Source organism: Nocardia kruczakiae NBRC 101016, from assembly GCF_001612965.1.
Classification (GTDB): Bacteria; Actinomycetota; Actinomycetes; order Mycobacteriales; family Mycobacteriaceae; genus Nocardia; species Nocardia kruczakiae.
In genome coordinates, this window is record NZ_BDBL01000037.1 from 36,476 (window position 1) to 61,374 (window position 24,899).

At 69.2% G+C, this 24,899-nt stretch carries 24 protein-coding genes; 15 read left to right on the top strand and 9 right to left on the bottom strand.

Annotated features, from left to right (window positions below; all coding sequences use genetic code 11):
• The first annotated feature begins 105 nt into the window (after positions 1-105).
• Positions 106-1,464, top strand: a complete 1,359-nt coding sequence (locus tag NK1_RS24670; protein WP_063012378.1) for a flavin monoamine oxidase family protein — start codon at positions 106-108, stop codon at positions 1,462-1,464.
• A gap of 12 nt (positions 1,465-1,476) precedes the next feature.
• On the opposite strand, the gene NK1_RS24675 is transcribed toward NK1_RS24670, so the two are convergent.
• The 3 genes from NK1_RS24675 to NK1_RS24685 all read right to left on the bottom strand — a co-directional run bounded on the left by NK1_RS24675 (position 1,477) and on the right by NK1_RS24685 (position 4,533).
• On the bottom strand, positions 1,477-2,328 hold the full coding sequence (locus NK1_RS24675) for an SDR family oxidoreductase (RefSeq protein WP_063012380.1): 852 nt from the start codon (positions 2,326-2,328) through the stop codon (positions 1,477-1,479).
• Between the two features lie 135 nt (positions 2,329-2,463).
• Positions 2,464-3,015 (bottom strand): dihydrofolate reductase family protein, encoded by a 552-nt coding sequence (locus tag NK1_RS24680; protein WP_063012382.1) that lies wholly within the window; start codon positions 3,013-3,015, stop codon positions 2,464-2,466.
• A 54-nt stretch (positions 3,016-3,069) separates the two neighbouring features.
• Positions 3,070-4,533 carry a dihydroorotase gene (locus tag NK1_RS24685; protein WP_063012384.1) on the bottom strand — a complete coding sequence of 488 codons (1,464 nt, stop codon included), beginning with the start codon at positions 4,531-4,533 and terminating at the stop codon, positions 3,070-3,072.
• Between the two features lie 138 nt (positions 4,534-4,671).
• Between NK1_RS24685 and NK1_RS24690 the strand changes: the two genes are divergently transcribed.
• From NK1_RS24690 to NK1_RS24700, 3 genes are read left to right on the top strand one after another with little or no spacing between them, the layout of a single operon-like run.
• Entirely contained in the window at positions 4,672-5,859 is a 1,188-nt protein-coding gene (locus NK1_RS24690) for a CaiB/BaiF CoA transferase family protein (protein ID WP_063012385.1), read from the top strand.
• Positions 5,856-6,674, top strand: coding sequence for a cyclase family protein (locus NK1_RS24695; RefSeq protein ID WP_063012387.1), 819 nt, complete (start codon positions 5,856-5,858; stop codon positions 6,672-6,674). The genes NK1_RS24690 and NK1_RS24695 overlap by 4 nt, the downstream gene beginning before the upstream one ends.
• Positions 6,671-8,101, top strand: a complete 1,431-nt coding sequence (locus NK1_RS24700) for an MmgE/PrpD family protein (RefSeq protein WP_063012389.1) — start codon at positions 6,671-6,673, stop codon at positions 8,099-8,101. Before NK1_RS24695 ends, NK1_RS24700 begins: the two co-directional genes overlap by 4 nt.
• 48 nt (positions 8,102-8,149) lie before the next feature.
• Here the strand turns inward: NK1_RS24700 and NK1_RS24705 are convergent, their stop codons facing one another.
• Positions 8,150-9,103 (bottom strand): hydroxymethylglutaryl-CoA lyase, encoded by a 954-nt coding sequence (locus tag NK1_RS24705; RefSeq protein WP_063012391.1) that lies wholly within the window; start codon positions 9,101-9,103, stop codon positions 8,150-8,152.
• Positions 9,104-9,173: 70 nt separating this feature from the next.
• On the opposite strand from NK1_RS24705, the gene NK1_RS24710 reads away from it, so the two are divergent.
• Genes NK1_RS24710 through NK1_RS24720 form a run of 3 tightly spaced genes read left to right on the top strand, consistent with a single transcriptional unit; the run spans position 9,174 to position 11,773 of the window.
• Complete coding sequence (locus tag NK1_RS24710; RefSeq protein ID WP_063012393.1) at positions 9,174-10,385, top strand: CaiB/BaiF CoA transferase family protein; 1,212 nt, start codon at positions 9,174-9,176, stop codon at positions 10,383-10,385.
• 11 nt (positions 10,386-10,396) lie between these two features.
• On the top strand, positions 10,397-11,020 hold the full coding sequence (locus tag NK1_RS24715; RefSeq protein WP_063012395.1) for an isochorismatase family protein: 624 nt from the start codon (positions 10,397-10,399) through the stop codon (positions 11,018-11,020).
• 45 nt (positions 11,021-11,065) lie between these two features.
• Positions 11,066-11,773: a hypothetical protein gene (locus NK1_RS24720; RefSeq protein ID WP_063012397.1), complete on the top strand. Its 708-nt coding sequence runs from the start codon at positions 11,066-11,068 to the stop codon at positions 11,771-11,773.
• Here NK1_RS24720 and NK1_RS24725 read toward each other — a convergent pair.
• Entirely contained in the window at positions 11,770-12,555 is a 786-nt protein-coding gene (locus NK1_RS24725; protein ID WP_063012399.1) for an IclR family transcriptional regulator, read from the bottom strand. The genes NK1_RS24720 and NK1_RS24725 overlap by 4 nt on opposite strands.
• Before the next feature lie 124 nt (positions 12,556-12,679).
• Between NK1_RS24725 and NK1_RS24730 the strand changes: the two genes are divergently transcribed.
• The 5 genes from NK1_RS24730 to NK1_RS24750 are packed head-to-tail and all read left to right on the top strand — an operon-like array spanning position 12,680 to position 18,357.
• The gene (locus tag NK1_RS24730) at positions 12,680-13,159 is read left to right on the top strand and encodes a flavin reductase family protein (RefSeq protein ID WP_063012401.1); all 480 of its coding nucleotides are present in this window, start codon (positions 12,680-12,682) and stop codon (positions 13,157-13,159) included.
• Positions 13,156-14,430: an acyl-CoA dehydrogenase family protein gene (locus NK1_RS24735; protein ID WP_245660789.1), complete on the top strand. Its 1,275-nt coding sequence runs from the start codon at positions 13,156-13,158 to the stop codon at positions 14,428-14,430. Before NK1_RS24730 ends, NK1_RS24735 begins: the two co-directional genes overlap by 4 nt.
• Positions 14,427-15,815: an aldehyde dehydrogenase family protein gene (locus NK1_RS24740; RefSeq protein ID WP_063012403.1), complete on the top strand. Its 1,389-nt coding sequence runs from the start codon at positions 14,427-14,429 to the stop codon at positions 15,813-15,815. Before NK1_RS24735 ends, NK1_RS24740 begins: the two co-directional genes overlap by 4 nt.
• The gene (locus tag NK1_RS24745; protein WP_063012405.1) at positions 15,812-16,954 is read left to right on the top strand and encodes an FAD-dependent oxidoreductase; all 1,143 of its coding nucleotides are present in this window, start codon (positions 15,812-15,814) and stop codon (positions 16,952-16,954) included. Before NK1_RS24740 ends, NK1_RS24745 begins: the two co-directional genes overlap by 4 nt.
• The gene (locus NK1_RS24750; protein ID WP_063012407.1) at positions 16,951-18,357 is read left to right on the top strand and encodes an aldehyde dehydrogenase family protein; all 1,407 of its coding nucleotides are present in this window, start codon (positions 16,951-16,953) and stop codon (positions 18,355-18,357) included. Before NK1_RS24745 ends, NK1_RS24750 begins: the two co-directional genes overlap by 4 nt.
• A gap of 56 nt (positions 18,358-18,413) precedes the next feature.
• Here NK1_RS24750 and NK1_RS24755 read toward each other — a convergent pair whose 3' ends face one another.
• From NK1_RS24755 to NK1_RS24770, 4 genes are read right to left on the bottom strand one after another with little or no spacing between them, the layout of a single operon-like run.
• A complete protein-coding gene (locus tag NK1_RS24755) occupies positions 18,414-18,992 on the bottom strand; it encodes a neocarzinostatin apoprotein domain-containing protein (protein ID WP_063012409.1) in 579 nt (192 codons plus the stop codon).
• Positions 18,993-19,002: 10 nt separating this feature from the next.
• Positions 19,003-19,410, bottom strand: a complete 408-nt coding sequence (locus tag NK1_RS24760) for a neocarzinostatin apoprotein domain-containing protein (RefSeq protein ID WP_083871526.1) — start codon at positions 19,408-19,410, stop codon at positions 19,003-19,005.
• A gap of 18 nt (positions 19,411-19,428) precedes the next feature.
• Complete coding sequence (locus tag NK1_RS24765; RefSeq protein ID WP_063012411.1) at positions 19,429-20,007, bottom strand: neocarzinostatin apoprotein domain-containing protein; 579 nt, start codon at positions 20,005-20,007, stop codon at positions 19,429-19,431.
• Positions 20,004-21,221: a hypothetical protein gene (locus tag NK1_RS24770; RefSeq protein ID WP_157104425.1), complete on the bottom strand. Its 1,218-nt coding sequence runs from the start codon at positions 21,219-21,221 to the stop codon at positions 20,004-20,006. The genes NK1_RS24765 and NK1_RS24770 overlap by 4 nt, the downstream gene beginning before the upstream one ends.
• Positions 21,222-21,475: 254 nt before the next feature.
• Here NK1_RS24770 and NK1_RS24775 point away from each other — a divergent pair, with 254 nt between their 5' ends.
• From NK1_RS24775 to NK1_RS24785, 3 genes are read left to right on the top strand one after another with little or no spacing between them, the layout of a single operon-like run.
• Positions 21,476-23,143: a carbon-nitrogen hydrolase family protein gene (locus NK1_RS24775; protein ID WP_063012415.1), complete on the top strand. Its 1,668-nt coding sequence runs from the start codon at positions 21,476-21,478 to the stop codon at positions 23,141-23,143.
• Entirely contained in the window at positions 23,140-23,949 is an 810-nt protein-coding gene (locus NK1_RS24780; RefSeq protein ID WP_051025599.1) for an oxidoreductase, read from the top strand. Before NK1_RS24775 ends, NK1_RS24780 begins: the two co-directional genes overlap by 4 nt.
• Positions 23,950-23,951: 2 nt before the next feature.
• Complete coding sequence (locus NK1_RS24785) at positions 23,952-24,893, top strand: alpha/beta hydrolase family protein (protein WP_063012417.1); 942 nt, start codon at positions 23,952-23,954, stop codon at positions 24,891-24,893.
• The last annotated feature ends 6 nt before the right edge of the window (positions 24,894-24,899 follow it).

Genomic DNA, 24,899 nt, shown 5'->3' on the forward strand with positions numbered 1-24,899 from the left:
AGATGTCGATCCGACCGAAGTGGTTCGTAGCGGCGAAATCGTGGATGCGAGCGGTGCCGCGGCCCGACAGTGGCCCGGAGAACGTCGACACGAAGGCGGCTCTCGATGACAGACGTGGACTGTTGCGTGATCGGTGGCGGATTCGCCGGGTTGACCGCAGCACTGCGACTCGAGCAAGCGGGTCGATCGGTGGCGCTGCTCGAAGCACGCGACCGGCTCGGCGGGCGCACGTTCACCGAGGTGCGCACGGACGGCTGCTGGATCGACCGCGGCGGCGCCTGGATCGGGCCCGGACAGGACCGCATCCGTGCCCTGATGGCCGAATTCGGGATCGGGAGCTACCGGCAGTACACCGACGGCGAGGCGATGATGGTCGTCGACGGCGAGCAGTACCGCTACACCGGCACGATCCCGTGGACGATGAGTCCGTGGGCCGCCATCAACCTCGGCGCCGGCTTCGCCGAGCTCGCCTACCTGTGCAAGTCGATCCCGCTCGACGCGCCGTGGGATGCCCGCAAGGCCGAGAAATGGGATCGGATCACGGTGGCGCAATGGCTGACTCGCATCCGGTCGAAGACCGCCCACGATCTGCTCGAGACCGCCATCGCGGGCAGCTATACCTCCGCCGCCTCGGAAGTGTCCATGCTGTTCGCGCTGTATCAGATGGCGTCCGGGGGCGGGCCGAACTTCATGTTCAGCGTCCGCGGCGGCGCCCAGGACTCGCGGCCCGTGGGCGGCATGGGCGCGATCTACGGTGCGATGGCCGACCAGGTCGGCGACTCCATTCACCTGTCACATCCGGTGCACGGCATCGAGCAGGACGAGTCCGGGGTGACCGTGCACGCCGGAGCGTCGACGCTGCGCGCTCCTCGGGCGATCGTCGCCGTCCCGCTCGCGGTCGCCGGGCAGATCCGGTACGAGCCGATGCTGCCGGTCGATCGCTCGTTGCTGCATCAGCGCGTGCCGAGTGGCTCGATCATCAAAACCTCCGTCGTCTACGACGAGCCGTTCTGGCGGTACGACGGATTGTCCGGTCAGTCGGCCGCGCCGGGGTCACCGGCCACCGTCACCATCGACGCCTGCACCGATACCGCGCGCCCCGGAGTGCTGTGCGTCATCACGGAGGGGCCCACCGCACGACGGATCGGCCGGCTCGACGCCACCGAACGCAGGACCGCGATCGTGCGTGAACTGGTCGCCCGGTTCGGGAACAGAGCCGGTTCCCCGGTCGACTACGTCGAGCAGGACTGGAGTGCCGAACGCTATTCCGGCGGCGGAATGCTCAGTCACCTCCCGACCGGGGTGCTCACCGGGTTCGGCCGTGCGCTGCGCGAACCGTGCGGACGGATCCACTGGGCCGGAACCGAGAGCTCGGCCGTGATGTGCGGGTGGGTCGACGGAGCGGTTCGCTCGGGGGAACGCGCCGCGAGCGAGGTACTGCGACACGAACTCGCCGCGGTCTGAGGGCCGAAGCGTTCAGCGCGGTCCCGAGCCGAAGAATCGCCACAGATACCCGGGCAGCTTGCGCAGCGGGACAGCGCGCGGCCAATCGCCGGCACGGAAGTAGGCGTCGCTGCCGCCGTCGACGAAAACGATACTGCCGCACAGGAAACGCGCCGCCGGCGACAGCATGAACACCGCCCACTCGGCCAGGTCGCCCGGATCGCCGAATCCGCCGATCGGAACCGGGAACCGCTCGATATTCTTGGCCTCGGCCTCAGTCGCGAGCTGCTTCTCCAGCAGCGGCGTCAGCACCGCGCCGGGCGCCAGGGCGTTGAGCCGGATCCCCGCCCCGGCCCACTGCGCGGTCGTCGCCTGGCGGCGCACCCAGTGACTCACCGCGATCTTCGACGTCCCGTACGCGATCGACGGCGCGTTTCTGCCGAAGATCCGCAACGCTCGCAGCGCCTTCTCGGTGTCACCGGCCAGCAGCGCTCGAATCGCCCGGCGCGGCACCAGCGGCGTGGTGGTCGTCGAATTGCTGCCGAACACAACGACTTTCGCCTCGTCCGCGCGCGCCAGCGCCGAGCGCCAGCCGTCGAGCAGGTCGACGACGCCGCGATAGTTCACCTCGAAGATCACCCGCGGCCGGTCCGCACCGGGCGCCGGCCCCACTCCCGCGGCCAGGATCGCACCGTCGAGATGCCCGTCCACCTGTGCGAGCACACCGTCGATCGCGGTGCGGCGCCCGGCCGGAGTCGACAGATCCGCGACCACCTGTACGTCCCGCAGATCGACCCCGACCACCGTATGGCCCCGCTCGCGCAACTTCTCCGCCGCGGCCCGTCCCATTCCGGACGCCGCCCCGGTCACCACGTACACACCCACCGCATCGCCTGCTTTCCGCTACCCGAGCCTCGAACGATCAGCAACCGGCGGTGGACGACCCCGTCACCGCCGCACCGAACTGTGCCCGAGTCGGAGCACGTGCACAATGGCGACGCCCTCGAACCGGACCCGACCTCAGTCGAGGACGTAGCGCAGCATCACCGCCGTGTCGAAATGCCTCGTCTCCGCCAACCGGAGCGGAATACGCTTGTCCAGCAGGGGAAACATCGGTGTACCGCCGCCGAGCACCACGGGCAGGACGAACACTCGATACTCGTCGATGAGCCCGTGCGGAATCAGCGAGGCCGCGAGACTCGCGCCGTCGACCTCCATGACGCCGTCGCCCTCGGCCTTGAGCCTGCGCACCTCCTCCACGGCGTTCTCGCTGACCAGCGTGCTGTTCCAGTGCACCTCGGTCAGTGTCCGCGAGAAGACGACCTTCGGCTTCTCCGTCCACAATCTGCCGAATTCACGCTGGATCGGCGGCGCGTCCTCGGGCACATGCGGCCAGTAGTCGGCCATCAGCTCGTACAGGCGACGACCGTGCAGCGACATCTCGATGTCCCGATACCGGTCGTTGTGGAACTGGTGCAGCTCGTCGTCCGGATGGGACCAGTCGATGCTGCCGTCGCGGTCGTTGATGTAACCGTCCAGGGACATGCTGATCCCGTAGCTCAGTCTCCTCATAACGGGACAGACGTCGTGCGCGCCCGAAATTCATCGGCGAATGTCGAGCAGATATCACGGTAGGGCCGCGCGACGCAGGTACTCACCGCGCGGCGGTCCGCAGACTGCTCCGTCACGCAGTATTCGCCGACCGCGCAGGAAAACGTCGGTGACGCGGGCAGACATGTCGAATCCTTCGAAAGGCGTATATTCCTGGGCTGATTCGGAGGATTCGGCGTGGACGGTCCAGCGGGCGCCGAGGTCGACGAGGGCGACGTCGGCGTCGTAGCCGGGTGCGATGCGCCCCTTGCGCGTGAGGCCGTAGCGACGGGCGGGTTCGGTGGCAGTGAGGGCCGCGACCCGGGCCAGGGGCAATCCGCGTTTGGTTCCCTCGCTCACCAGGCCGGGCAGGAGGTACTCGGCACCGCCGAATCCGGATTTGGCGCCGAAGACGTCGGCGCGGTCGGTGGCGAACTTCTGTTCGTCGCGGCAGCAGGCGTGATCGCTGACCACCCAGTCGATATCGCCGGCCAGCAGATGCTGCCACAGCGCCTCGACGTCGCGACGTTCGCGCAGGGGCGGATTCACCTTGCCACCGATACCGTCTGCGGTATCGACGTCGGCGAGCAGATGCCCGATGGTCACCTCGCGCCGAAAGTCGATGTGCGGAAACGCCTTCGCCATCCGCAACGCGGCATCCACCGCTTTCGCCGATGACAGATGCAGCAGGTTGATATTGGGGAAACCGGTTTCGTGGGCGAGGTAGGCGGCCATCGTGATGGCCAGTCCTTCCGAATGGGGCGGGCGGGAGGCGCTGTAGGCACGCAGCCCGCTGAGCGTGCCCTCGCGTTCGACGAGTTCGGTGTAGGCGGCCATGATTTCGGCGGTTTCGCAGTGCAGCGACAGCGTGAGGACATCGCCGTAGCGTTCCCGGGCCTCGGCGAGCCCGCGCATGACGAATTCGAAATGCGCCAGGTCGTAGCGTTCGTCCGGGCCGATCATCAGGAATTCGGATTGGTCGCCGGAGCGTCCGTGCAAGCCGTGACCACCGTAGAACATGAAGATCTTGAACGACGTGATACCGAAATCCTCTACCAGCGTGGGGATTTCGCCGATGTGCTCCCGGGTCATCGGCGCCAGGTGGACACCGAAATCGACATACGAGCGTCCGGACATGCGGTCGAGCGCCTCGGGGACGAAGTCGCGGTAGGGGCCGCCGCGGTTGAGATAGTAACGGCCGGTGCGCAGATAGCTCAACGACGTCGTCACCCCGCCCTGCGCACACGCCCGGCTCTCCGATTCGGTGTCCGCGGCCAGGTCGGAATAGATGCCCCAGTGCTGATGCGCGTCGACCACCCCCGGAAACGCCAGCAGCCCGCGGGCATCGACGACTTCGGTCGCCGGCCCGGCCGCGATGTCGCGGGCGATATGGCGGACCACTCCCCCGGCGACGGCGATATCCACGGGCTCCGGCACCTCCGCGTCGCCATCGGGGTGAACCACGCGGGCATTCCGGATCAGCAGCTCGATCTCCGCCACAACCTTCTCCAGTTTCGTCCTGCGAAACACTCTTACCAACGAAGCGATCATCGCAGTACTATTCGCAGGTAGTCAATCGGTACGGCGGCTTGCGCATGTTTCGCTCTGAGAAACGTTTGGTCGATGAGGAGTTCAGTCATGGCGGGACCACTGTCGGGAATCCGGGTCATCGATGCGGCGACGCTGTTCGCGGGCCCGCTCGCGGCGACGCTGCTCGCCGACTTCGGCGCCGAGGTGATCAAGATCGAACATCCGGATGGCGATCCGGTGCGCGGGCACGGCGCGCAGCGCGACGGTGTCGGTCTGTGGTGGAAGATGCTGGGGCGCGGAAAGAAGTCGGTGACCTTGTATCTCGGGTCGGCCGAGGGGCAGGAGTTGTTCCGGCGGATGGCCTCCGACGCCGACGTGGTGATCGAGAACTTCCGGCCCGGCACCCTGGAACGGTGGGGATTGGGCTATTCCGCACTGCGGGAACACAATCCGGGTCTCGTCCTGGCGCGGGTGACCGGGTTCGGGCAGGTGGGGCCGTATGCTCGCCGGCCCGGATTCGGCACCCTGGCGGAGGCGATGAGCGGTTTCGCGGCGATGACCGGCGAACCCGACGGCCCACCCACGCTGCCGCCCTTCGGCTTGGCCGATGGGATCGCCGCTCTCGCCGCGTCTTTCGCGATCATGTCCGCACTGCGGGCCCGCGATCGCGACGGTCGCGGCCAGCAGATCGATCTGGCCATCATCGAGCCGATCCTCACCCTGCTCGGCCCGCACATCCTCGCCTACGATCAGCTCGGGGAGATCGCGCCGCGCACCGGCAACCGTTCCACCAACAACGCGCCACGCAATACCTATCGCACCGCCGACGGTGGCTGGGTCGCGGTGTCGACCAGCGCGCAATCGATCGCCGAACGAGTGATGCGCCTGGTCGAACGGCCCGACTACATCGAGCAGCCGTGGTTCGCCACCGGCACCGGCCGCGCCGCGCACGCCGACGAGCTGGATGCCGCTGTCGGGGAATGGATTTCCCACCGCGACACCGATGAGGTGGTGCGCGCGTTCGAGAAGGCCGAGGCGGCGGTCGCCCCGATCTACACCGCCGCCGACATCCTCGCCGACCCGCAGTTCCGCGCGCTGGAATCGATCATCACCCTCGATGATCCGGAACTCGGTGCGCTGCGGATGCAGAACGTGCTGTTCCGGCTCTCCGACACCCCTGGCCGCATCCGCTGGACCGGCCCCCCGCTGGGGGCACATACCGAGGAGGTCCTGGGCTCCTACGGGGTCGGGGAGGCGCACCTGGCCCGGCTGCGTACAGCGGGGGTGATCCGATGAGCGCGCGGGATCCGTTGACGGCGGCGGTCTCCGGCGGAGTGCGACTGATCGAATTGGGGCAGCCGTTCTTCACCGGGATGCCGTGTTCACCGAATCACCCCGGTTTCCGCATGACCCTCATCCGCCGCCACGGTGACATGACGCGCCCCGACGGTGGTTCGGCCGCCAACGAGATCATCGTCACCGGTGGGCATGTCGGCACGCATATCGATGCGCTCAGCCACGTCAGCCACGACGGGTTGCTGCACGGCGGGGTGGATGCCGCACGGGCACAGCGCGGCGGCCTCTTCCACGAACTCGGGGCGGAGAACCTGCCGGGACTGCTGCGGCGCGGGGTGCTGCTCGACGTGGCTGCCCTGCACGGGGTGCCGACGCTGCCGGGCGGGTACGAGATCACGGTCGAGGATCTGCGGCGGGCGGCGAAGGCGACCGGATCGGAACCGCAGCCGGGCGACGTCGCGCTGATCCGGACGGGATGGTCGCGATTGTTCGATGAAGGCGACGCCTACCTCGGTGCGGCCACCGGTGTGCCGGGCGTGGGGGTCGAGGCGGCGCGCTGGCTGGCGGGCCGCGGGGTGGTGGCCACCGGCTGCGACACCACCGCCTACGAATGCGTCCGGCCGGGCGCGGGGCACAGGGTGCTGCCGGTACACCGGGTGCTGCTGGTGGAGTCGGGGATCTACATCATGGAGCATCTGGCCCTGGAAGAGCTTGCCGCCGAGAAGCTTCCGGAATTCGTCTTCTTGGCGGCACCGTTGCGCATTGTCGGCGGCACCGGATCACCGGTGCGCCCGCTCGCGGCGGTGAGCCGATGACCGAACAGACGATTCTCGCCCGGCTCGCCGACTTCGCCGCGGCCGCGCGAGTCACCGGAGTCGGAGCCGAATTGCGCGCCGATACGTCGCGCCGAGTGCTGGATGTGCTCGGTAACAGCATTGCGGCGTTGGACACCCCGCCCGCGGTGGCGGTGCGCGCGGTGATCACCGAGTGGGGTGGCCACACCGGTGCGACCGCGCTCGGACTGGAGGGCGGATATCCGGCGCCCAGCGCCGCACTGCTGGGTGGCACGCTCGCGCACGCTCTGGATTTCGACGACACCCACCTGCCGTCGGTGCTGCATCCGTCGGCGTCGGTGGTACCCGCGGCGCTCGCGGTCGCCGAATCCCGCGACGCGAGCGGAGCCGCCCTGCTCGACGCGGTGGCCGTGGGAATCGAGATCACGGTGCGAGCCGGAATGGCCGGATACGATGCGACGCTGCGCAATTCGGTGTTCTTCGAACGCGGATTGCATGCGACCGCCATCTGCGGCGCCGTCGGGGGTGCGGCGGCCGCGGCGATGCTGTCCGGTCTCGAGGCGGACGGCATCGCCCATGCCATGGCGATCGCGGCGAGTATGGGCTCGGGTCTGCTGGAGGCCAATCGCACCGGTGGCACCGTCAAGCGCGTGCACTGTGGATGGGCGGCACATGCCGCGGTGGCCGCGGCGGGGCTGGCACGCGCCGGGCTCACCGGCCCCCCGACGGTCTTCGAGGGCAGATTCGGTCTGCTGCACGCCTTCTGCGGCGATCAGGCCGATCCCGGCGCACTGGTCGACGGGCTCGGCGACCGGTGGCGGCTACCCGACGTGTGCTTCAAGCCCTACCCCTGCAATCACTTCACCCATGCCGGCATCGACGCGGCACTGCGCCTGCGCGCGCAGGGTGTGCGGCCCGAGGACATCGCGGAACTGGAATTGGGCGCACCCGCGGCGGCATTGCGCACCATCGGCTATCCACCGGAACTGAAGTCTCGTCCCGAATCCGGTTATCACGCCGCCTTTTCCGGGCCTTATACGATCGCGGCGGCCCTCACCGGCGGCGGTGGACTCGGGGTGTTCCACGAGGATTTCACCGACACCGCCGCCCGCGACCCCGACCGCCTGGACCTGGCCGCTCGGGTGCGCTGCGTTCCTGATCTCCGCAGCGACGACATCTTTCCCACGCAGTTCCCCGCGGTCCTCACCGCGCGCCTGCACGACGGCCGCACCCTCACCGAACGCGTCGAATCCAACCGGGGAGGCCCCGGCAATCCGCTCACCCCGGAGGAATTGGCCCTCAAATTCCGGCTCAACACCGAGCGAGCGCTCTCCCCCGTGGCAGCGGACATCCTCAGCGAAACCGCCTTCAACCTGGCTGGAGCCGCGACCCTCGACCCGCTGCTGGAACCCCTGCGCACGATCGGGTCGGCGCAGGGGGCACAATGAACGCCGTTGTGGCGCCGGCCAGATCCCCGTTGTTCTCGAGCACTCCGCTCAGGACGCCGCGGGTGCGCCGGGGAAGACTCCGGCTCGGCCGAGCAGGGCGGGCACCGGCGCGCCCAAGACCCCGCCGAGCCAGTTCGCCGTCTCGATGACCGTCTCGATGCGGACGCCGGTGGTGACGCCCATGCGGTCGAGGGTGTACAGCAGATCCTCGGTGGCGATGTTGCCGGTGGCGGCGGGTGCGAAGGGGCAACCGCCGATACCGCCGGTGCTGGCGTCGAGAACTTGCACGCCGGCATCGAGCGCCGCTATCGCATTGGCGTAGCCGGTGTTTCGAGTGTTGTGAAAATGGCAGCGAGCCACGGCCCCGGGCGCCCGGCGGCGCACGCCGGAGACCAGGCGTCGCACGCGGTCCGGGGTGCCGACGCCGATGGTGTCGGCCAGCGCGATTTCGTCGGGGCGGGATTCGGCGACTCGGGAGACGAGGTCGAGCACGCGTGACTCCGGCACCTCCCCTTCGAACGGACAGCCGAAGGCGGCCGCGATGGTGACGGTGCGCCACAGTCCGGCCTCGGCGGCGCGGGCCGCCAACCGCGCCCAGCGGGCAATGCCATCCTCCGTGTCGCAGCCCTGGTTGCGACGGCTGAAGGTATCGGTCGCGACCACCACCACATTGATCTCGTCGACGCCTGCGGCGAGGGCACGGTCGAGTCCACGGTCGTTGAAAATCAGCCCGGCATAGGAGGTTTCGTCGTCGCGCGGTACACCGGCCAGCACCGCTTCGGCGTCGGCCATGCGGGGCACCCGGTCGGGATGCACGAAACTCACCGCCTCGATCCGGCGCAGTCCGGCATCGACCGATCGGCGAACGAGCTCGATCTTGTCAGCCGTCGCGATCGGCTCCGGCTCGTTCTGCAATCCGTCCCGCGGCGCGACGTCGACCAGCGTGATCTCCACGGCTCCTCCGTTTCCCGATCTTGCCGAGTGTTTCGCTACGGGATACATTGTATCCATTCTCACGGGACCGCGCGGCCGGATTCCGCCCGCGGCGCTGCGACAGAACGGAGTTGGCCCGATGCCAGACCATCACGCCGCGGCGGGTCCGCTGGCCGACCTGCGGGTCATCGAAATGGGACAGTTGCTGGCGGGCCCGTTCTGTGGTCAGCTACTGGGCGATTTCGGGGCCGAGGTGATCAAACTCGAATCTCCGGGCCGCGGCGATCCGATGCGGGAGTGGGGCCGGGAGAAGCCCTACGGCCGATCGCTGTGGTGGCCGGTGGTGGCACGCAACAAGAAGTCGGTGACCTGCGATCTGCGCACGGCGCAGGGACAGAAGCTGGCCCGCGATCTCATCGCGCAGGCCGATATCGTCGTCGAGAATTTCCGCCCCGGCACCCTCGAGCGGTGGGGCCTGGACTTCGAGACCCTGCGCGCCGGCAATCCCGGGCTGATCCTCACCCGGGTCACCGGCTACGGACAGACCGGCCCCTACGCACCGCGCGCCGGATACGGTTCCATCGGCGAGGCGATGGGCGGAATCCGTTACACCACCGGCGATCCCGGTCATCCGCCCGCCAGAACCGGTATCTCCCTCGGCGATTCCCTGGCCGCGGTCTTCGCGACCATCGGCACGCTGGCCGCACTGCACCACCGGGAGCGCACCGGACGCGGTCAGCTGGTGGATTCCGCGATCTACGAGGCGGTGCTGGCGATGATGGAATCGCTGCTGCCCGAATGGGATATCACGCAGTACCAACGCGAACGCACCGGTGCGGTGCTGCCCAATGTGGCTCCGAGCAATGTGTATCCCGCCGCCGGCGGTGATCTCGTCCTCATCGCGGCCAATCAGGACACGGTGTTCGGGCGGCTGGTGAAGGTCATGGGCCGCCCCGAGCTCGCGCCGACAGAACGGTTCGCCACGCATTCGACGCGCGGGGAGAACATGGCCGAGCTCGACGACATCATCGGCGAGTGGACCCGCACACTGCCGACGAACGACCTTCTGGACCGCCTGCACGCCGCCGGTGTGCCCGCCGGACGCATCTACACCGCCCGCGACATGTTCGCCGATCCACATTTCGCCGCCCGCGAGGCGATCGTGCGCCTGGCTCATCCCGAGCTCGGCGAGATTCCCATGCAGAACGTCTTTCCGAAACTGAGCGAAACTCCGGGCAGCGTGCGCCATACCGGGCCCGAACTGGGTGAGCACACTGCCGAGGTATACGAGCGGCTGCTCGGCATCGGCCCGGACGAACTGAGCCGGCTGGCCGAAAACGGCATCGTCTGAAGGGTTGTCCCATGTCCGACCTCGCCGAGGACTATCGCCGGCACGGATTCGCCGCCCGCCTCGGCGCGGGCGAGCGGCCCGCCGTGCTGGTCGTCGACATCTGCGCGGCGTACCTGACCGACGGCTCACCGCTGCGCGCACCGGTGGAAGCGGCCGTGGCGGCCGCGGACCGGGTGGTCACGCACGCTCGCGCCGCCGCACACCCCGTCATCTTCACCCGCGTGCACTATCGCCCCGGCAGCGCGGACGGCGGCCTGTTCCGCCGGAAAGTGCCGGCGCTCGACGCCTTCGAGGAAGGTAATCCACTCGGCGCATTCCTCGAGACCCCGGCACCGGAACCCGGTGAGGTGGTCGTCACCAAACAGTATGCGAGTGCCTTCCACGGCACCTCGCTGGCTGCGACCCTCACCGCGCAGCGCGTGGACACCGTCGTGATCACCGGCCTGACCACCAGCGGCTGTGTGCGCGCCACCGCCACCGATGCGCTGCAGCACGGCTTCCGTCCGCTGGTGGTCGCCGATGCCTGCGGTGATCGCGATCCGCGCCTGCACGAGGCCAACCTGCTCGATCTGGATGCCAAGTACGCCGACGTCGTCGACCTCGCCGGCGCCCTGTCGGTACTCGACGCGCGCTGAACATGCACTGTCACATCACTTTTCGACTCGATCGTGAGGAACGCTATGGGCCCGCATCCGCACGGCTGGTGGATCCTGCTGCATCTGGTGTTGTTCGTCTTCTGGCTGGGCGGTGATCTCGGCGTCTTCTACTCCAGCCGCTTCGTCATCGATCCCGAACGCACCCCACCGGCCCGCGCCACCGCCCTCGCCATCATGAGCGGTCTCGATCTGGGGCCGAAGATCTGCCTGATCCTGTTCCTGCCGAGCGGCATCACCCTCATGGCGCTGGATCCACACGGGGCCACCCTGTTCGGAATCGCCCTGTTTCCGTGGTGGTTCGTGGTGCTGGTCTGGTTGTTCGCGGCAGGATGGCTGGCGCTGGCGATCACCGCCCACCGCACTCACGGCCGGATCGTCGTCGTCCATCGCGCCGATCTGACCATCCGGATCGCGGTGATCGCCGCGGCGGCCGTCGCCGGGGTCTACACCCTGGCCGCCGCGGATCCGTTCGGCGTCACCACCGATCCCCGATGGCTGGGCGGGAAGATCCTGCTGTACACCGCCGCCGTGGCCGCGGGCCTCGGAATCCGAATGACGTTGCGCCCCTTCGGTCCCGCCTTCGGCCGGCTCCAGTCCGAGGGTTCGAGCCCGGGCCTCGAGTCGGTGCTGCGCCGTAGCGTGAACGGCTGCCTGCCGTATGTCTGGGTGATCTGGGGCAGTGTCCTGGGGGCCGCGGCGCTCGGGGTGTTCAAACCGGGCGCGAATCTCTAACCCGAATAGCCCAATTGGGTCGAGAGCGCCCCGGATGCCTTGAGCAGCATCGGCACGCACTCGTCCATGCGCGGCTCGAAGCGCGACAGTGGCCCGCACACACTGATGGCCGCCACTACCCCGCCGTCGTGGTCGAGAATCGGCGCGGCGATCGATGCCGCGCCGACCTGCCGCTCCCCCAGCGATACCGCGTAGCCGCGTTTGCGGATCGCGGTCAGCTCGGCGCGCAGTTTGCGCTGCGAAGTCACCGTGGCGTCGGTGAGCGCGGTCAACTCGTGCCGTTCGAGATAGTCGTCGATCTCCTGCTTGCGCAGATGCGCCAGAATCACCTTCGAGGAGCTGCCGGCATGCAACGGATACGGCTGTCCCAGCGCCACTTCCATCCGCAATTCCTGATCCGGCACCACCTGGTCCACGTACATGCGCGTGTCGCCACGCCGAATGGACAGGGTCGCGGTCTCCCCCGTCAGCGTCGCCAGCCGCCGCAACTCCGGACCGGCCATCACCCGCAGATCGGTGCGCGCCAGATACGCCCGCCCCAGCGCCATCGCGGCATGCCCGAGCGCGTAGCGGCGGGTGGTCGGCTCCAGCGTGATCAGGTCGCGGCTGCGCAGCGCGGTGAGAATGCGGTGGACAGCGGCCTTGGTGATGCCGAGTTCGTTGGCGATCTCGGTGACGCCGAGATCGGGCCGGCCGCTGCGGCCGAAGAGCAGCAGCACGTCCATAGCGCGTTCGACCGCGGCGATGGACCGGCTCTGACTGTCGGATTCGGTAACGGTCACCCGGCCAGTCTAGGCGGCGGATTTCCCCATGGGAAACACCATCCCCATTCGTTCCCCTTGCGCGACCAGGTCCATGGCGTTACCTTGTGCGTTACAGCGTTTCCACTACCGAAACGGAGTAGAGATGGATTCGCAGTATCTCCGTACGGTGCTGGCACAGTGGGCGAGCGGGGTCGTGGTGATCACCACCCCCGCCGCCGGCGGTGGACGACACGGCATGACCGCCAGTTCCTTCACCAGTGTGGCGCTCGATCCGCCGCTCGTCTCGATCTGTGTGGCCTCGCAGGGCACCACCTGCCGGATGATCCACGACAGCGGCGTTTTCGCGGTCAACATGCTCGGCAGCGATCACGAGGAGATCGGCCGCCGATTCTCCGCCCCGGCGTCCGGTGACCGCTTCGCGACCGGACGCTGGCAGACCGCGACCACCGGTGCGGCCGTGCTCGCCGATGCGGTCGCGTGGGTGGATTGCGTTGTCGCGGCATGCTATCCGGCCGGCGACCACACCATCATCCTGGGCCTGGTCCACGATGCGGCCACGCCGCGCCCGGCCGCACCGCTCATTTACCACGACCGCTGCTACCACGAGGGGATTGCCCGATGATCGGAGAACGACTCGTCGAACAGATGACCGCCGCGGAGCGCGAACGCGCCCGTCGCGTCGAATCGGTGCTACCGGCACTGCGTGCGGCGGCCGAGGAGGCCGACCGCACCGCCACCTTCCCGGTCTCGCATATCGCGCTGCTCCGCGACGCCGGATTGCTGGGGCTGGTGGTTCCGGAGAAATTCGGCGGCCTCGGCGGCACATTGCGCGATCTCGCCGCCGCCACCTACGCCATGGGCACCGCCTGCCCGTCCACGGCACTGGCCTACTTCTTCCACAACACCAGCGCCTCGCGCGGGCTGCTGCCGTTGGAGGCGATCGACGCCGGATTGTTCGACGAGGCGGAGATTCCGGTGGTGCGCGCCTTCGCCGAGAAGGTGCTCACCCGGATGGCGGACGGGGTGTGGCTGGCCAATTTCGCCTCCGAATCGGTGAAGACCTCGTCCGCCAACATCACCATCGCGACGACCGCGACCAAGGTCGACGGCGGATGGGTTCTCCACGGGGAGAAGTCTTTCGGCTGCGCGACCGGCGTCGCCGATTACTATCTGACCTCCGCGAAACTGGAGGGTTACGACACCGCGGAGGGTCTGGCCACCTTCTTCGTGCCACGCGCCGCCGATGGGGTGAGTGTGCGGGCGCCGTGGGACGGTCTGGGAATGCGCGCGACCGCCAACAACGGCATCCGGCTCGACACCGTGTTCATCCCCGACGACGAAGCGCTCGCTGTTCCGGGGGCCTTCACCAAGATGCTGACCATGAGCCGCGGCAGTTTCGTCGGCAATCAGCTCGCCATCGCCGCGGTCTACACCGGATGCGCACAGCGGGTGTATGACGAAATCCTCACGGCGACAACGACGAAGACTTTCGCCGATACCGGCGAGCCGATCGCGTCCTCACCGGTGCATCAGGTGTTGTTCGGTGAGATGACCCGCCAGCTGGAGACCGCGTACCTGTGGTTGCGCTATCAGCTCGCGGTGGAGACCGCGGAGGTGCCGTTCAAGCCGAAGCAGGAGGTGTTCGCGCAGTGGCGCCTGGGTAAGGGCGCGGTCACCGAGGCTTGTTTCCAGGTAGCACTGGGCGCGCTGAAGGCGGGCGGGACATCGGCGGCGTCGATGGACGGTATCGCCGGCCGCGCACTGCGCGATCTGGCCATGGGGCTGGTCATGACCTTCCCGGCCGAACGCGGACTCCTCGAGGTGGCCCGCATCGTCACCGACGCGCGCGCCAACGACCTGTTCGCCACCGCGCCGGCGGAGGCCGCGAAATGACGGTGCGCCTGCCCGCGATTCGCGATCTGATCGACGACACCTGGAGTATGCCCGGCAAGGAACTCGCGGGGACGCTGGAAGATCCGGCCACCGGGCAGGTTGTGAGCCGTACCGTCGCCACCACCGCCGACCGGCTCGAGCGCGCACTCGCGGTGGCCGACAACGCCACCGGACGCATCGAGCCCGAAACCCTCGAGGCGATCGCGGACGACCTCGAACCACGTCTGGAACGCATCGCCGAACTGGACGCCTTCGCGACCGGGGTGCCGCTGCGGCAGACCCGGCCGCTCGGGGCGATCGTCGCCGGTTCGTTCCGCCTGGCCGCCGCGCAGATTCGGGGCGGCGCACTGCGCGCGGATCGCGACGGCGTCGAGGTGCATCGACTGCCGCTGGGTCCGGCGCTGTGCCTGGTGCCGTGGAACGCACCCGCGCCGATGGCCGCGCACAAGGTCGCGGGCGCCCTCGCCGCCGGCTGCCCGGTGATCCTGAAGGTGAGCGAATTGGCGCCCTACAGTGCGGTGATACTGGCCGAGGCGATCGCCGAACGGGTGCCGGCCGGCATGTTCCAGCTGGTGCACGGCGATGCGGGCACCGGCGCCCGGCTCACCGCCGATGCCCGGATCAAGGCGGTGTCGTTCACCGGTGGCGTGGCGGGCGGGCGCGCTGTGGCGGGCGCGTCGGCGCCGCTGTTGCGGCCGTGCCAGCTGGAATTGGGCGGGAACAATCCCCTGGTCGTCCTTCCCGACGCCGACACCGAGACCGCGGCGCGGATGGCCGCCGAACTGCTCACCACCCTCAACGGGCAATGGTGCCGAGCGCTGGGGCGGCTGATCGTGCCCGCGGACCGCGCCGGGGAATTGACAGAGGCCATCGGTAAGCAGCTCGCGACGCTGTCCATCGGTCCACCACTGGATCTCGGCACCGATCTGGGCCCGCTCGTGCACTCACGGCATGTGGCCGCGATCCGCGCCGCGCTGGACGGTAGCGAACACCACGTGTACGGGGTGCTGCCGCCGTCGGGAAGTTATTGCGCCCCAGCACTTCTGGACGGCGACTCGCACGAGGAGATCTTCGGCCCGGTCGCCGGGGTCGTCACCTACGACCGCGTCGAGGACGTGGTGAACATCGCGAACGCCGTGCCCTACGGCCTGGAAGGCTATGTATGCGGAACGGACACCGAATTCGCGCTCGCGGTCGCGCGCCGGATCCGAGCCGGTGAGGTGAAGGTGAACGGCTCCTCGATCATGAGCCTGCATCCGATGACCCCGCGTCCCGCCTGGGGCATCTCGGGACTCGGCGAAGAGGGGACGGCCGAGACCTTGCAGTTCTTCACCGGCGCACGGGTCGTCGGCGTCGAGGGGCGCTTCGCCCTGCACACGTCATGACCACGGTGGCGATCGCCGGGGCCGGGCCCGTGGGGCTCACCGCCGCCTTGGTGCTGGCGCGGCGCGGTGTCGAGGTCACCGTCCTCGAGCAGGGTGCGGGACTGGCGGGTGAATCGCGCGCGTCGACCTTCCATCCGCCCACGCTGGAAATGCTGCGCGATCTCGGCGTCGTCGACACCCTGCTGGGAAAAGGACTGGTAGCGAGCACCTTTCAGTGCCGCGAGCGTGGCGGCGACCCGGTGGCCACCCTCGATCTCGGCGTACTGGCCGGTGATACCGATTTCCCGTACCGGGTGCAGTGTGAGCAGAGCAAACTCACCCCGATACTGCTCGACGCGCTACCCGATTCGGTGCGCGTGCGGTTCGGCCATACCGTCGACGGCGTCGAGACGGGATCCCACGGCGTGCGGGTGTCCACCTCGCGCGGGCCGGTGCGATGTGACTGGCTGATCGGCGCGGACGGGGCACATTCGGCGGTCCGGGGTGGGGTCGGCGCGCAGTTCGAGGGCAGCACCTATCCGGAGCGGTTCCTGGTCGCCTCGGTCGACGAACAGCTCGACGCGGCGCTGCCGGGTATCGCCCCGATCAACTACGTGTTCGACCCCGACGAGTGGCTGGTGCTGCTGCGCACCCCCGACCACTGGCGGGTGCTGCTGCCGACGCCCGCGGATACCGCCGACGATCTCGAATTGCGCCGTCTGCCCGAACGTTTGGCGCGGGTAGCCGACCTCGGCCGGTCGTGGCGGATCGCGCATGCCTCGCTGTATCACGTGCACGAGCGGGTCGCGCCACGGTTCCGCTATGGCCGGGTGTTGTTGATGGGCGATGCCGCGCACGTGAACAATCCGCTCGGTGGGCTGGGGATGAACAGCGGCATTCACGACGCGGTGCGGATGGGGTCCGCTCTCGCCGACGTGCTGGCGGGCGCTCCCGACGAGGTGCTGGAGCAGGCGGTCCGGCAGCGCCGGAGGGTGGCGGTCGACCATGTGCAGCGCACGAGCCGGTCCAACTGGACGAGCTTGCGCACTCATGATGCCGAATACCGCCGTGGTCTGCGGGAATTGGCGGCCGATCCGGCAGCGGCCCGCGCCTATCTGCGCCGCGCCTGCCTGATGGACAGCCTGGAGCCGACGGCGTGAGGATCGAGCGCGAGAATCCGGCCCGTCCCGCCGAGATCGTCGGTTCCGTCCGGGTCACCGCACCGGAGCAGGTGGATGCGCTTGTGCGGCAAGCGGAACGGAGTTTCCGTGACTGGTCGCGGCGGCCGTTGGACGAACGGCTGGCCCGACTCCGCACCGCCGCCGACCGCATCGCGGCGGACCGGGAGGCGCTGGCGCTGCTGCTCGCCCGGGAGTCCGGCAAGCCCATCGCCGACTGCCGGGGCGAAATCGGTTTCGCCGTCACCTATCTGCGCTGGCTCTGCGATCGGGCCCCGGTGGTCTTCGCCGACACCGAGATCGACGACGCGCAAGGGCGGTTGCGGATCACGCCGCGCCCGTTCGGTGTGATCGCCGCGATCACACCGTGGAACGCTCCCATCATTCTGGCGATGGTGAAGCTCGGTCCCGCCTTGGCCGCCGGAAATACGGTGGTGCTCAAGCCCTCACCGCTGGCGCCGCTGGCGGTGTCGGCGGTCGCCGAGGCGCTGCCGGAGACCACCGTGGTGCACGGCGGGCCGGAGGTGGTGCGGACGCTGATCGCCCATCCCGCGGTCGGGAAGGTCGCCTTCACCGGCGGCGAGAGCGCCGGGCGCAGCATCGCCGCCGCGGCGGGGGAAGCGCTGACGCCGGTGGTGCTCGAACTCGGCGGCAACGATCCGGCGGTCTTCCTCGATGATTTCGCGCTCTCTCCGGACGATTACGAGCGGCTGGTGCTGGCGTCGTTCGCCACCTCCGGACAGGTATGCATGGCCGCCAAACGGCTCTATGTGCCCGAACACCGCGCGGCGGAGTTCCTGGCGGCGTATACCGCTGCGGCCCAGCGGATTCTGCGGGTCGGCGATCCGGTCGACGAGGATGTCACCATGGGCCCGATGGTGACGCGCGCCGCCGCGGAACGACTTCGAGCACTGATCGCGGAGGCGGGCAGCCGTGGACGCGTGGTCCCGCTGGCGAAAGGCCCGGTGGGAGAGGGCTATTTCGTCGCCCCCGTGCTCGTCCTGGATCTGCCCGACGATGCGCCGCTCGTGGTCACCGAACAGTTCGGGCCCGCGGTACCGCTGCTCACCTACCGCACGCAGGACGAAGTCCGGGCTCGCGCCAACGATTCCGCGCTCGGGCTCGCGGCGTCGGTGTGGTCGGCCGACGAGGAGCGCGCCTTCGACTTCGCCGCGCGACTGGAAGCCGGCTTCACCTTCGTCAACACCCACAACCGCACCGGAATGTCACTGCGTGCCCCGTTCGGCGGGACCAAACGCAGCGGATACGGCCGGGAATACGGCGATGAGGGACTGCGCGAATACGTGCAGACCACCGTCACCCACCTGCCCGCAGCGTTCCGCGCCGGCGGTGCGGGGCTGTCCGCTCGCGCCTACCCGCCCTGATCGGCACACGCATTCGTCCCTGTACGGATATCCGCACAGGGACGAACACGCTGAGGTCAGGTTCGACGTCGTCGCCGCACCAGCAATCCGGCCACCGCGAGCACGACGACCACGACCACCACGATCGCGACGACGATCGCCGTCGTGTGCGAGTCGGATGAATCACTGTCCGCCGCAGCAGCTTTCGGTGCCGTCGTGGCGACCGCCGGGGCGTGGGTGAACGTCAGCGGCACCGAGGCGAGGATATTGCCGGGGTCGGTGAGGCTGGTGACGGCCAGGGTGCAGGCGCCGGGCGCCGAGGTGCAGTCCACCGCACCGACCGACGCGGTCAGCGTGATGGTGTTGCCGCGCATTCCGGGCTGCCAGGCCCCCTGCGCGTCGGCGGAGCCGAGCAGGGAGGCGCCGAGATTGCAGTCGGTGGGCGCGACCACCTGCGGTTTACACTGGCCGACCGCCACCTGGGCCAGGTTGGATGGCAGTCCGTCCACGGCGACGGTGACGACCTCACCGACGGTGACATCGCCGGTGGGCGTGGGATGCAGGGTGGGTGCGGCCGCGGCGAGCGGGGCCGTCACCAGCAGCGCGACGGCCGTCACCGCCGCGCCGGCGGCGCTGCGAAAGATGCTGCGTCTCATGGTGTCGACCTCATCCGAAGCTGAGGGGAATCGAGGCGAGGATATTGGTCGGGTCGGTCAGGCTGGTGACCGCGATCGTGCACGCGCCCGCCTGCGCCGTGCAGTCCACGCCACCGACGGAGCCGACCAGGGTGATACTGCCGGCGTCCCAATTACCCTGCGCGTCGGCGGTGCCCAGCAGCGAGCCGGCGAGATTGCAGTCCGAGGGCCCGGAGATGTTCGTCGTGCACTGCCCGACCGCGACCGAGGCCAGATCGGGTGCCAGCCCGCTCACCGAGACGCTGACGCTCTGCCCGACCGCGACACCACCGGACTGGCTCACCGCGACCGTGGCCGCCTGGGCGGGCGCCCCACCGAACATCGCGACAGCGGTGAGTCCCGCGAATACCGCGCTCACCAGGTTTCTGGTTCGAAACATGTGCTCCTCCTGGATTTCCTAGAGCCGCCGCCGGTCGGCGAGGGCGATTGCGGCGACGACGACCAGCAGTGCCGCGGTCAGCGACCACAGCACCGCGGACGGGCCGCGCGTATCGGTGGAGCCCGCCGCCACCGTGCCGGCCACCGGCACGGCCGCGGGCGGGGGAAGGCTCGAGCCCGCGAAAACAACGGGAGTCACGGCGGAATTGGCGGCGATGACTCCGGCGGGTTCGGTACCGGGCAGCGGCGCGGCCGCGATCACGCACTGCTGCCGCAGGCAGTCGATGTTCTCGAACTTCGGATGCAGAGTGAGCACGAGCGTCGGAAAGGTTCCGTCGGAGGCGATATTGACGAAGGTGGCGCCGCCGGCGAGATCGCAATCGTTCAGCCCGTTGGTATAGCCCTGTTTACACAGCCCCACGGCAACCGCCGCCAGGCCTGGCTGGAAACCGCTGCCGTCCACCGTGACTCGCTGCCCCTCCCGCAGGTCCGTCGCGGCGTCGATGTGCAGAGTGGCGGGCGTATCGGCCGCGGCGGGTGCCGCGATGGCGGCCGCGAACGCGAGGCCCAGTCCGCCCCGTAGTAGTGCGCGTTTCATCGGGCGCCTCCTTCGACGGCGATCTCGCTGGGCTGAGGGGCGGTGGGACGGTCGTCTGCATCGGCGCGGCGGTCGACGGTCTGGGTTCGGCCGCCGCCGGGCGCCGACGTCCGCGCGATCACCAGCGCGGCCAGCAACACCGGCACGCCGGCCAGGGTGAGCGCGGAGCCGGTCCCCCACAGCCGCCCGCAGGCGACGGCGCCGCCGAGGCCGCAGATCCCACCGACCCCGACGACGAGTCCGGTCACTGCGCTCCACCACTGTTGGCTACCCGGAAGTCGCTGTCGCAGTTCGTGGTCCAGCACGGAGAGGCAACGGATCGCTGCCGTGACGGTGACCGCCACACCGATCATCGACTGCCATGCGCCGGGCGCGGTCGCCACCAGCACCGGGCCGCCGGCGGCGAGAATCAGCAGCGGCGGCACCGCACGCAGCCGGTATCCGCGCGCGGCGACCACGAGCACCGCCGGCACCATCGCGAGGGCTAGGCGCGCAGGCTGATCGGCGTCGAGCACCTCCCAGCGAAACAGCAGCAGGTGCAGGGCCGGCAGCACCGTCGCCCCCAGGGCGAATCCGACTGCCGCATATCCCATCCCGCCGCGCAGCGCGGTACCGGACACGCGCAGGCCGCCCGCGACACCGCCGAAAGATGCGTTCCGCACCGACACCGACAATCCGGCCGCGATCACCACACTCCCGGCCACGAACAGCGCCTCGCCCGGTTGCCGGCCGCACGCGCCGGCCAGCACGGCACCCGCGAGCAACGCGACCGTCTCCGCTGCGTAGCAGACTCGGACACCGGCGACGGCCCGAGCAGTGACGAGCAGCGGTCCCGCCGCCACACCGGCCACGACCACGCCACACAGGAAGGCGGGCATCGACGAAAACAGCGCTGCGACAAGTATTCCCACGCCACCGAGGACGGCGAGCGCGCCGGTGCGGCGACTCGATGCGGTGAACCGGAGCCGCACGCCCGGCAACACCGTCAGACCCCCGAGCACCCCCGCGGTCAGGGCGATATACCCCACGACCGCGCCGGGCAGCCCGACCACGCCACCGAGCGGTTTGCTCAGCAAGACGATCTCGATACCCGTCATAGGCCCGGCCGCCGCCGCGGCGATGGCGAGCAGCCACGTTCCGGTCCGGCTCGCGGGGGGCAGTTCAGCACGCGTGGCTCCGGACCCGGGCCCCGCTCCCGCCGGTGGTGTCGTCATATCTCACCTCCGCCCGCGTTTCGCAGAAAGAAACACGGTTTCGCAGTTGCCATATTGAACCGTCGGCGACGACGGCTGTCAAGCGAGAACAAGCACGTAACGGCATGGAAACAGCCGATTTTCGCGATCCGGTGAGGATTGCGACAGAAATCTCGACCGTCCACTGGACAGATGCGCGGCGCCGGTACAGAATCGCAACTATTGGAAACATCGTTTCGTTCTACGAAACGGGTTCGACAAGGAGGTGCGCGCTGATGACGCGAATCGCCGCCGTCCAGCTCGCCGCCGGCACCGATGTCGCGGTCAACCTCGCCACCTGCCTGCGCCTCATCGACGACGCCGCAGCGCACGCGCCGGACCTGGTGGTCCTGCCCGAGTTCTGTAACCACCTATCGTGGTACGCCGACCGCGACCACGCGCACCGAATGGCGTGCCGGATCGGAGATCGATTCCTGACCGCGATCGCCGAACGCGCCGCACGGCATCGGATGTACACCAAGATCGGGGTGACGCTGGCCCGCGAGGACGGCCGCACCACCGGCACCGGCCTGCTGTTCGGCCCCGACGGCGCCCTGCTCGGGCAGTCCGACAAGCAGATTCTGATGGGCGCGGAGAACGATCACCTCGACCCCGGTGACTCCGATTCCGAGATCGTCGACACCCCGCTGGGCCGCATCGGCCTGTACGCCTGCATGGAGGGCGTCATCTGCGAGGTGACCCGGTCGCTGGCGATACGCGGCGCGCAGCTGCTGCTCAACAGCCTCAACTCCTTCGCCACCGACGAGGCGAGCCTGCACATTCCGGTGCGCGCGGCGGAGAACAAGGTATGGGTGGTGGCGGCCAACAAGGTCGGCCCGCTGCTACCCGACGAGGAGCTGCCCTCGATCGCGGCCCGGCTGGGGGTCCCGCCGGATCGGTTGCACGGTGCCGGCGAGAGCCAGATCGTCGCACCGGACGGGACGACGGTGGCGCGCGCACCGGCACGCGGTGAGGCGGTGGTCGTGGCGGATATCGATATCGGTCTCGCCGACGACAAACGGCGCCCCGACGGAACCGATCTGCTCGCCGCTCGCCGCCCCCGCCTCTACGCCCCGATGCTCGACATCTCACCCCGGCGCGCCCCTGCCGGTGCGCCGACCCTCCCCGTGGCCGCGGCACTCGCCGATGTCGGCCTCATCGGCGATATCGCCCGCAGCGGCGCCGCATTGATCGTGCTGCCGGCGCTGACCGGCACGGCGTCGGCCGAGCGCACATCAGCGACGGTGTCTGTTCCGGAGGTGGCGGCGGCGCTGCGGGGGACGACGGCGCATGTCGTGGTATCCCTGCGCGACGGTGACGCGCATGTCGGAGTGCTGGTGAACGCCGAGGGCGTGGCCGGATATCAGCGCCAGTTGCACCGCACCGAACGCCACCCGTGGCTGTCGGATCTGGGCGATGCCCTCGAAATCTTCGACATGCCCTGGGGCCGACTGGCTCTCGTGGTCGGCGACGACGCGCTGTTCCCCGAAACCTTCCGCCTGGCCGCGGTCGGGGACGCCGATGTGGTGGCAGTGCCGCACGCTCTCGGTGAACCCTGGGAACCGCGGCTCGGCCTGCCGGAACGAGCGGCCGAGAATCGGCTCAACATCGTCGCCGCCGCCGTGGATTCGACCGGGGCGCTGGCCGGTTCGATCTACGCGCTGAGCCCGGATTTCACCTTGTGGACGGCCTGGAGCGGGCCGTTCACCGGGGTGATCAGCGCCCCGGAGGTGACCTCCGCCCCGCCCGGCGCGAACCGGGTGCAGGCCGACGTCCGACCGGCCCAAGCCGTGAACCGAGCCGTATCCCGGGGCACCGATCTGGTCGCGGGACGTCCCGCCGCCGCCGTGTCCGCCCTCCTGCGCGAACCTGCCACCGCGACAACCGAACCGGAGCTGCCATGAGTGAAACCGTGCGACATGTCGAGCAGATGGTCGACGAGAACCCCAGAACCGATGTCACCGAGACATTTTCGGAATGGCAGCGGCTGCTGGCCGGACTGCAGGCCAGGATCGCCGGTCGGTTCGAGCTGACCCGCGACCCCAGTACCGCCGACCTCGACTCCTACGGAGACGCGGCGACCGGACCCTCCGGCCGCCTCGCCGCCTACACCGGACCCGAGATCGACTGGCTGGTGCATTCCTGGATCGGCGATCCCCGCACCGGTTTCGTGAACATGCACCTCACTGCGTGGCTCGGGCCGCAGGTACGGGTGCCGCATCTGGCGTCGGCGCTGCTGCTGTGGCCGCAGGGCTGGTTCTACGTGGATGCGGTGCCGCGTGGTGATCTGGTGGGCGACGGCGACTATTACGACCGCTACTACGCCGAGGCCGACGAGCCGTGGCTGGCGTTCAAGGCGGACCACCCCGACTTCACCTGGTTCACCAGCCGCACCGGATTCATCCGCACCAGCCTCTCACCGGTCGCCTACTGCTATTCCTTCCCACCCACCCGGCCCAATCTCGACACCGTGGCCGAACTGCTCACCGCCAAGGTCGACCAGTGGCTGGGATGGGTGGACGCCGCCGAACCGGTACCCGACGACGAGCGCGCCGACCTCGCGGCCCGGGATCTGCGGATCCGCCGCAACATCGCCGAACGCGATCCCGCGAATGTCATGGGCGAGCGCATGTTCGGCCCCGAACTCACCCAGCGACTGGTGCGCGCCCTCTGGGGCGGGGACCGGGTGCTGCCGCGGCCGGTGGGGTGACCATGAGCCTGATCCGCTCCCTGTGGTGGTCCGCGCGCACCGACGGCGACGCCCCCTTCGACACCGCCCACCTCAAGCTCTACTACCCCGCCGTCGCCTCCGGCGACGACGCCGAGCGGCTCACCGGCGTCTTCGTCCCCGATCCGGCCGGCGCACCCTATCCGGTGGTGGTTTTCCTGTCCGGTGTCAATGTCGGGCAGGACAGCTATCGCCGATTCGCGACCGCGATCGCCGAATCCGGTTATGTGGTGGTCACCTTCGATCGGGTGGCCGATCTGTTCGGTGGGCAGCGCGGGCTCACGCCCGGCGTCGATCTGGCGGCCGCGCGACCCGACACCTACGGCACCCGGCCCACCTGCCCGACCATCCCGGCGGTGCTGGACGCGCTGGCCGAACTGAACACCACCGCACCGTTGCGCGGCGCACTCGATCTGGAGCGCGTCGCACTGGGCGGCCATTCGGCGGGCGGCACCGTGGTGTTGCAGTCCGCGCGGTACTTCCCTTCCGTGCGAGCGGTTTTCGCGTGGGGCGCGCACACCATGGTCGCCACCATGCTGGGCTGGGACCCGGGTACGGTGCTTCCCGCGCAGGTGAGCTGCCCGGTGCTGCTGGGTGTCGGCGGCAACGACGGCGTGATCCAGGGCAGCGCCGACCGCTACGGTGAGGGCGAGGATCGGCCGGATCCGGTGGCCCGCACCTTCGCCGAGGCACTGCCCGAGGGTGAGCATCTGCTCGCGATCGTGCCCGGCGCCAATCATTTCGGCATCGCCGACGCCGATCCGACCGCGGCCCGAGCATTCCTCGACGGCCCCGCGGAGTCCGATGCCCTGCCGCGATTCGCGCGGCTGACCACACTGTTCCTGAACGCCCACCTGAAGGATTCGGCGACCGCCCGCGACGAACTGTCGGGTTTCGACGACGGACTGCTGCTGAAGCGGCGCTGAGGAGAT

Excerpts from the sequence above, each read along its gene's own strand:
- NK1_RS24680 (WP_063012382.1), bottom strand. The coding sequence starts at position 3,015 with ATGAGGAGACTGAGCTACGGGATCAGCATGTCCCTGGACGGTTACATC.
- NK1_RS24695 (WP_063012387.1), top strand. The coding sequence starts at position 5,856 with ATGAGCGCGCGGGATCCGTTGACGGCGGCGGTCTCCGGCGGAGTGCGA.
- NK1_RS24715 (WP_063012395.1), top strand. The coding sequence starts at position 10,397 with ATGTCCGACCTCGCCGAGGACTATCGCCGGCACGGATTCGCCGCCCGC.
- NK1_RS24765 (WP_063012411.1), bottom strand. The coding sequence starts at position 20,007 with ATGAAACGCGCACTACTACGGGGCGGACTGGGCCTCGCGTTCGCGGCC.
- NK1_RS24785 (WP_063012417.1), top strand. The coding sequence starts at position 23,952 with ATGAGCCTGATCCGCTCCCTGTGGTGGTCCGCGCGCACCGACGGCGAC.
- NK1_RS24775 (WP_063012415.1), top strand. The coding sequence starts at position 21,476 with ATGACGCGAATCGCCGCCGTCCAGCTCGCCGCCGGCACCGATGTCGCG.
- NK1_RS24755 (WP_063012409.1), bottom strand. The coding sequence starts at position 18,992 with ATGAGACGCAGCATCTTTCGCAGCGCCGCCGGCGCGGCGGTGACGGCC.
- NK1_RS24780 (WP_051025599.1), top strand. The coding sequence starts at position 23,140 with ATGAGTGAAACCGTGCGACATGTCGAGCAGATGGTCGACGAGAACCCC.
- NK1_RS24745 (WP_063012405.1), top strand. The coding sequence starts at position 15,812 with ATGACCACGGTGGCGATCGCCGGGGCCGGGCCCGTGGGGCTCACCGCC.
- NK1_RS24770 (WP_157104425.1), bottom strand. The coding sequence starts at position 21,221 with ATGACGACACCACCGGCGGGAGCGGGGCCCGGGTCCGGAGCCACGCGT.
- NK1_RS24705 (WP_063012391.1), bottom strand. The coding sequence starts at position 9,103 with ATGTATCCCGTAGCGAAACACTCGGCAAGATCGGGAAACGGAGGAGCC.
- NK1_RS24670 (WP_063012378.1), top strand. The coding sequence starts at position 106 with ATGACAGACGTGGACTGTTGCGTGATCGGTGGCGGATTCGCCGGGTTG.
- NK1_RS24710 (WP_063012393.1), top strand. The coding sequence starts at position 9,174 with ATGCCAGACCATCACGCCGCGGCGGGTCCGCTGGCCGACCTGCGGGTC.
- NK1_RS24740 (WP_063012403.1), top strand. The coding sequence starts at position 14,427 with ATGACGGTGCGCCTGCCCGCGATTCGCGATCTGATCGACGACACCTGG.
- NK1_RS24720 (WP_063012397.1), top strand. The coding sequence starts at position 11,066 with ATGGGCCCGCATCCGCACGGCTGGTGGATCCTGCTGCATCTGGTGTTG.
- NK1_RS24730 (WP_063012401.1), top strand. The coding sequence starts at position 12,680 with ATGGATTCGCAGTATCTCCGTACGGTGCTGGCACAGTGGGCGAGCGGG.
- NK1_RS24760 (WP_083871526.1), bottom strand. The coding sequence starts at position 19,410 with ATGTTTCGAACCAGAAACCTGGTGAGCGCGGTATTCGCGGGACTCACC.
- NK1_RS24700 (WP_063012389.1), top strand. The coding sequence starts at position 6,671 with ATGACCGAACAGACGATTCTCGCCCGGCTCGCCGACTTCGCCGCGGCC.
- NK1_RS24735 (WP_245660789.1), top strand. The coding sequence starts at position 13,156 with ATGATCGGAGAACGACTCGTCGAACAGATGACCGCCGCGGAGCGCGAA.
- NK1_RS24690 (WP_063012385.1), top strand. The coding sequence starts at position 4,672 with ATGGCGGGACCACTGTCGGGAATCCGGGTCATCGATGCGGCGACGCTG.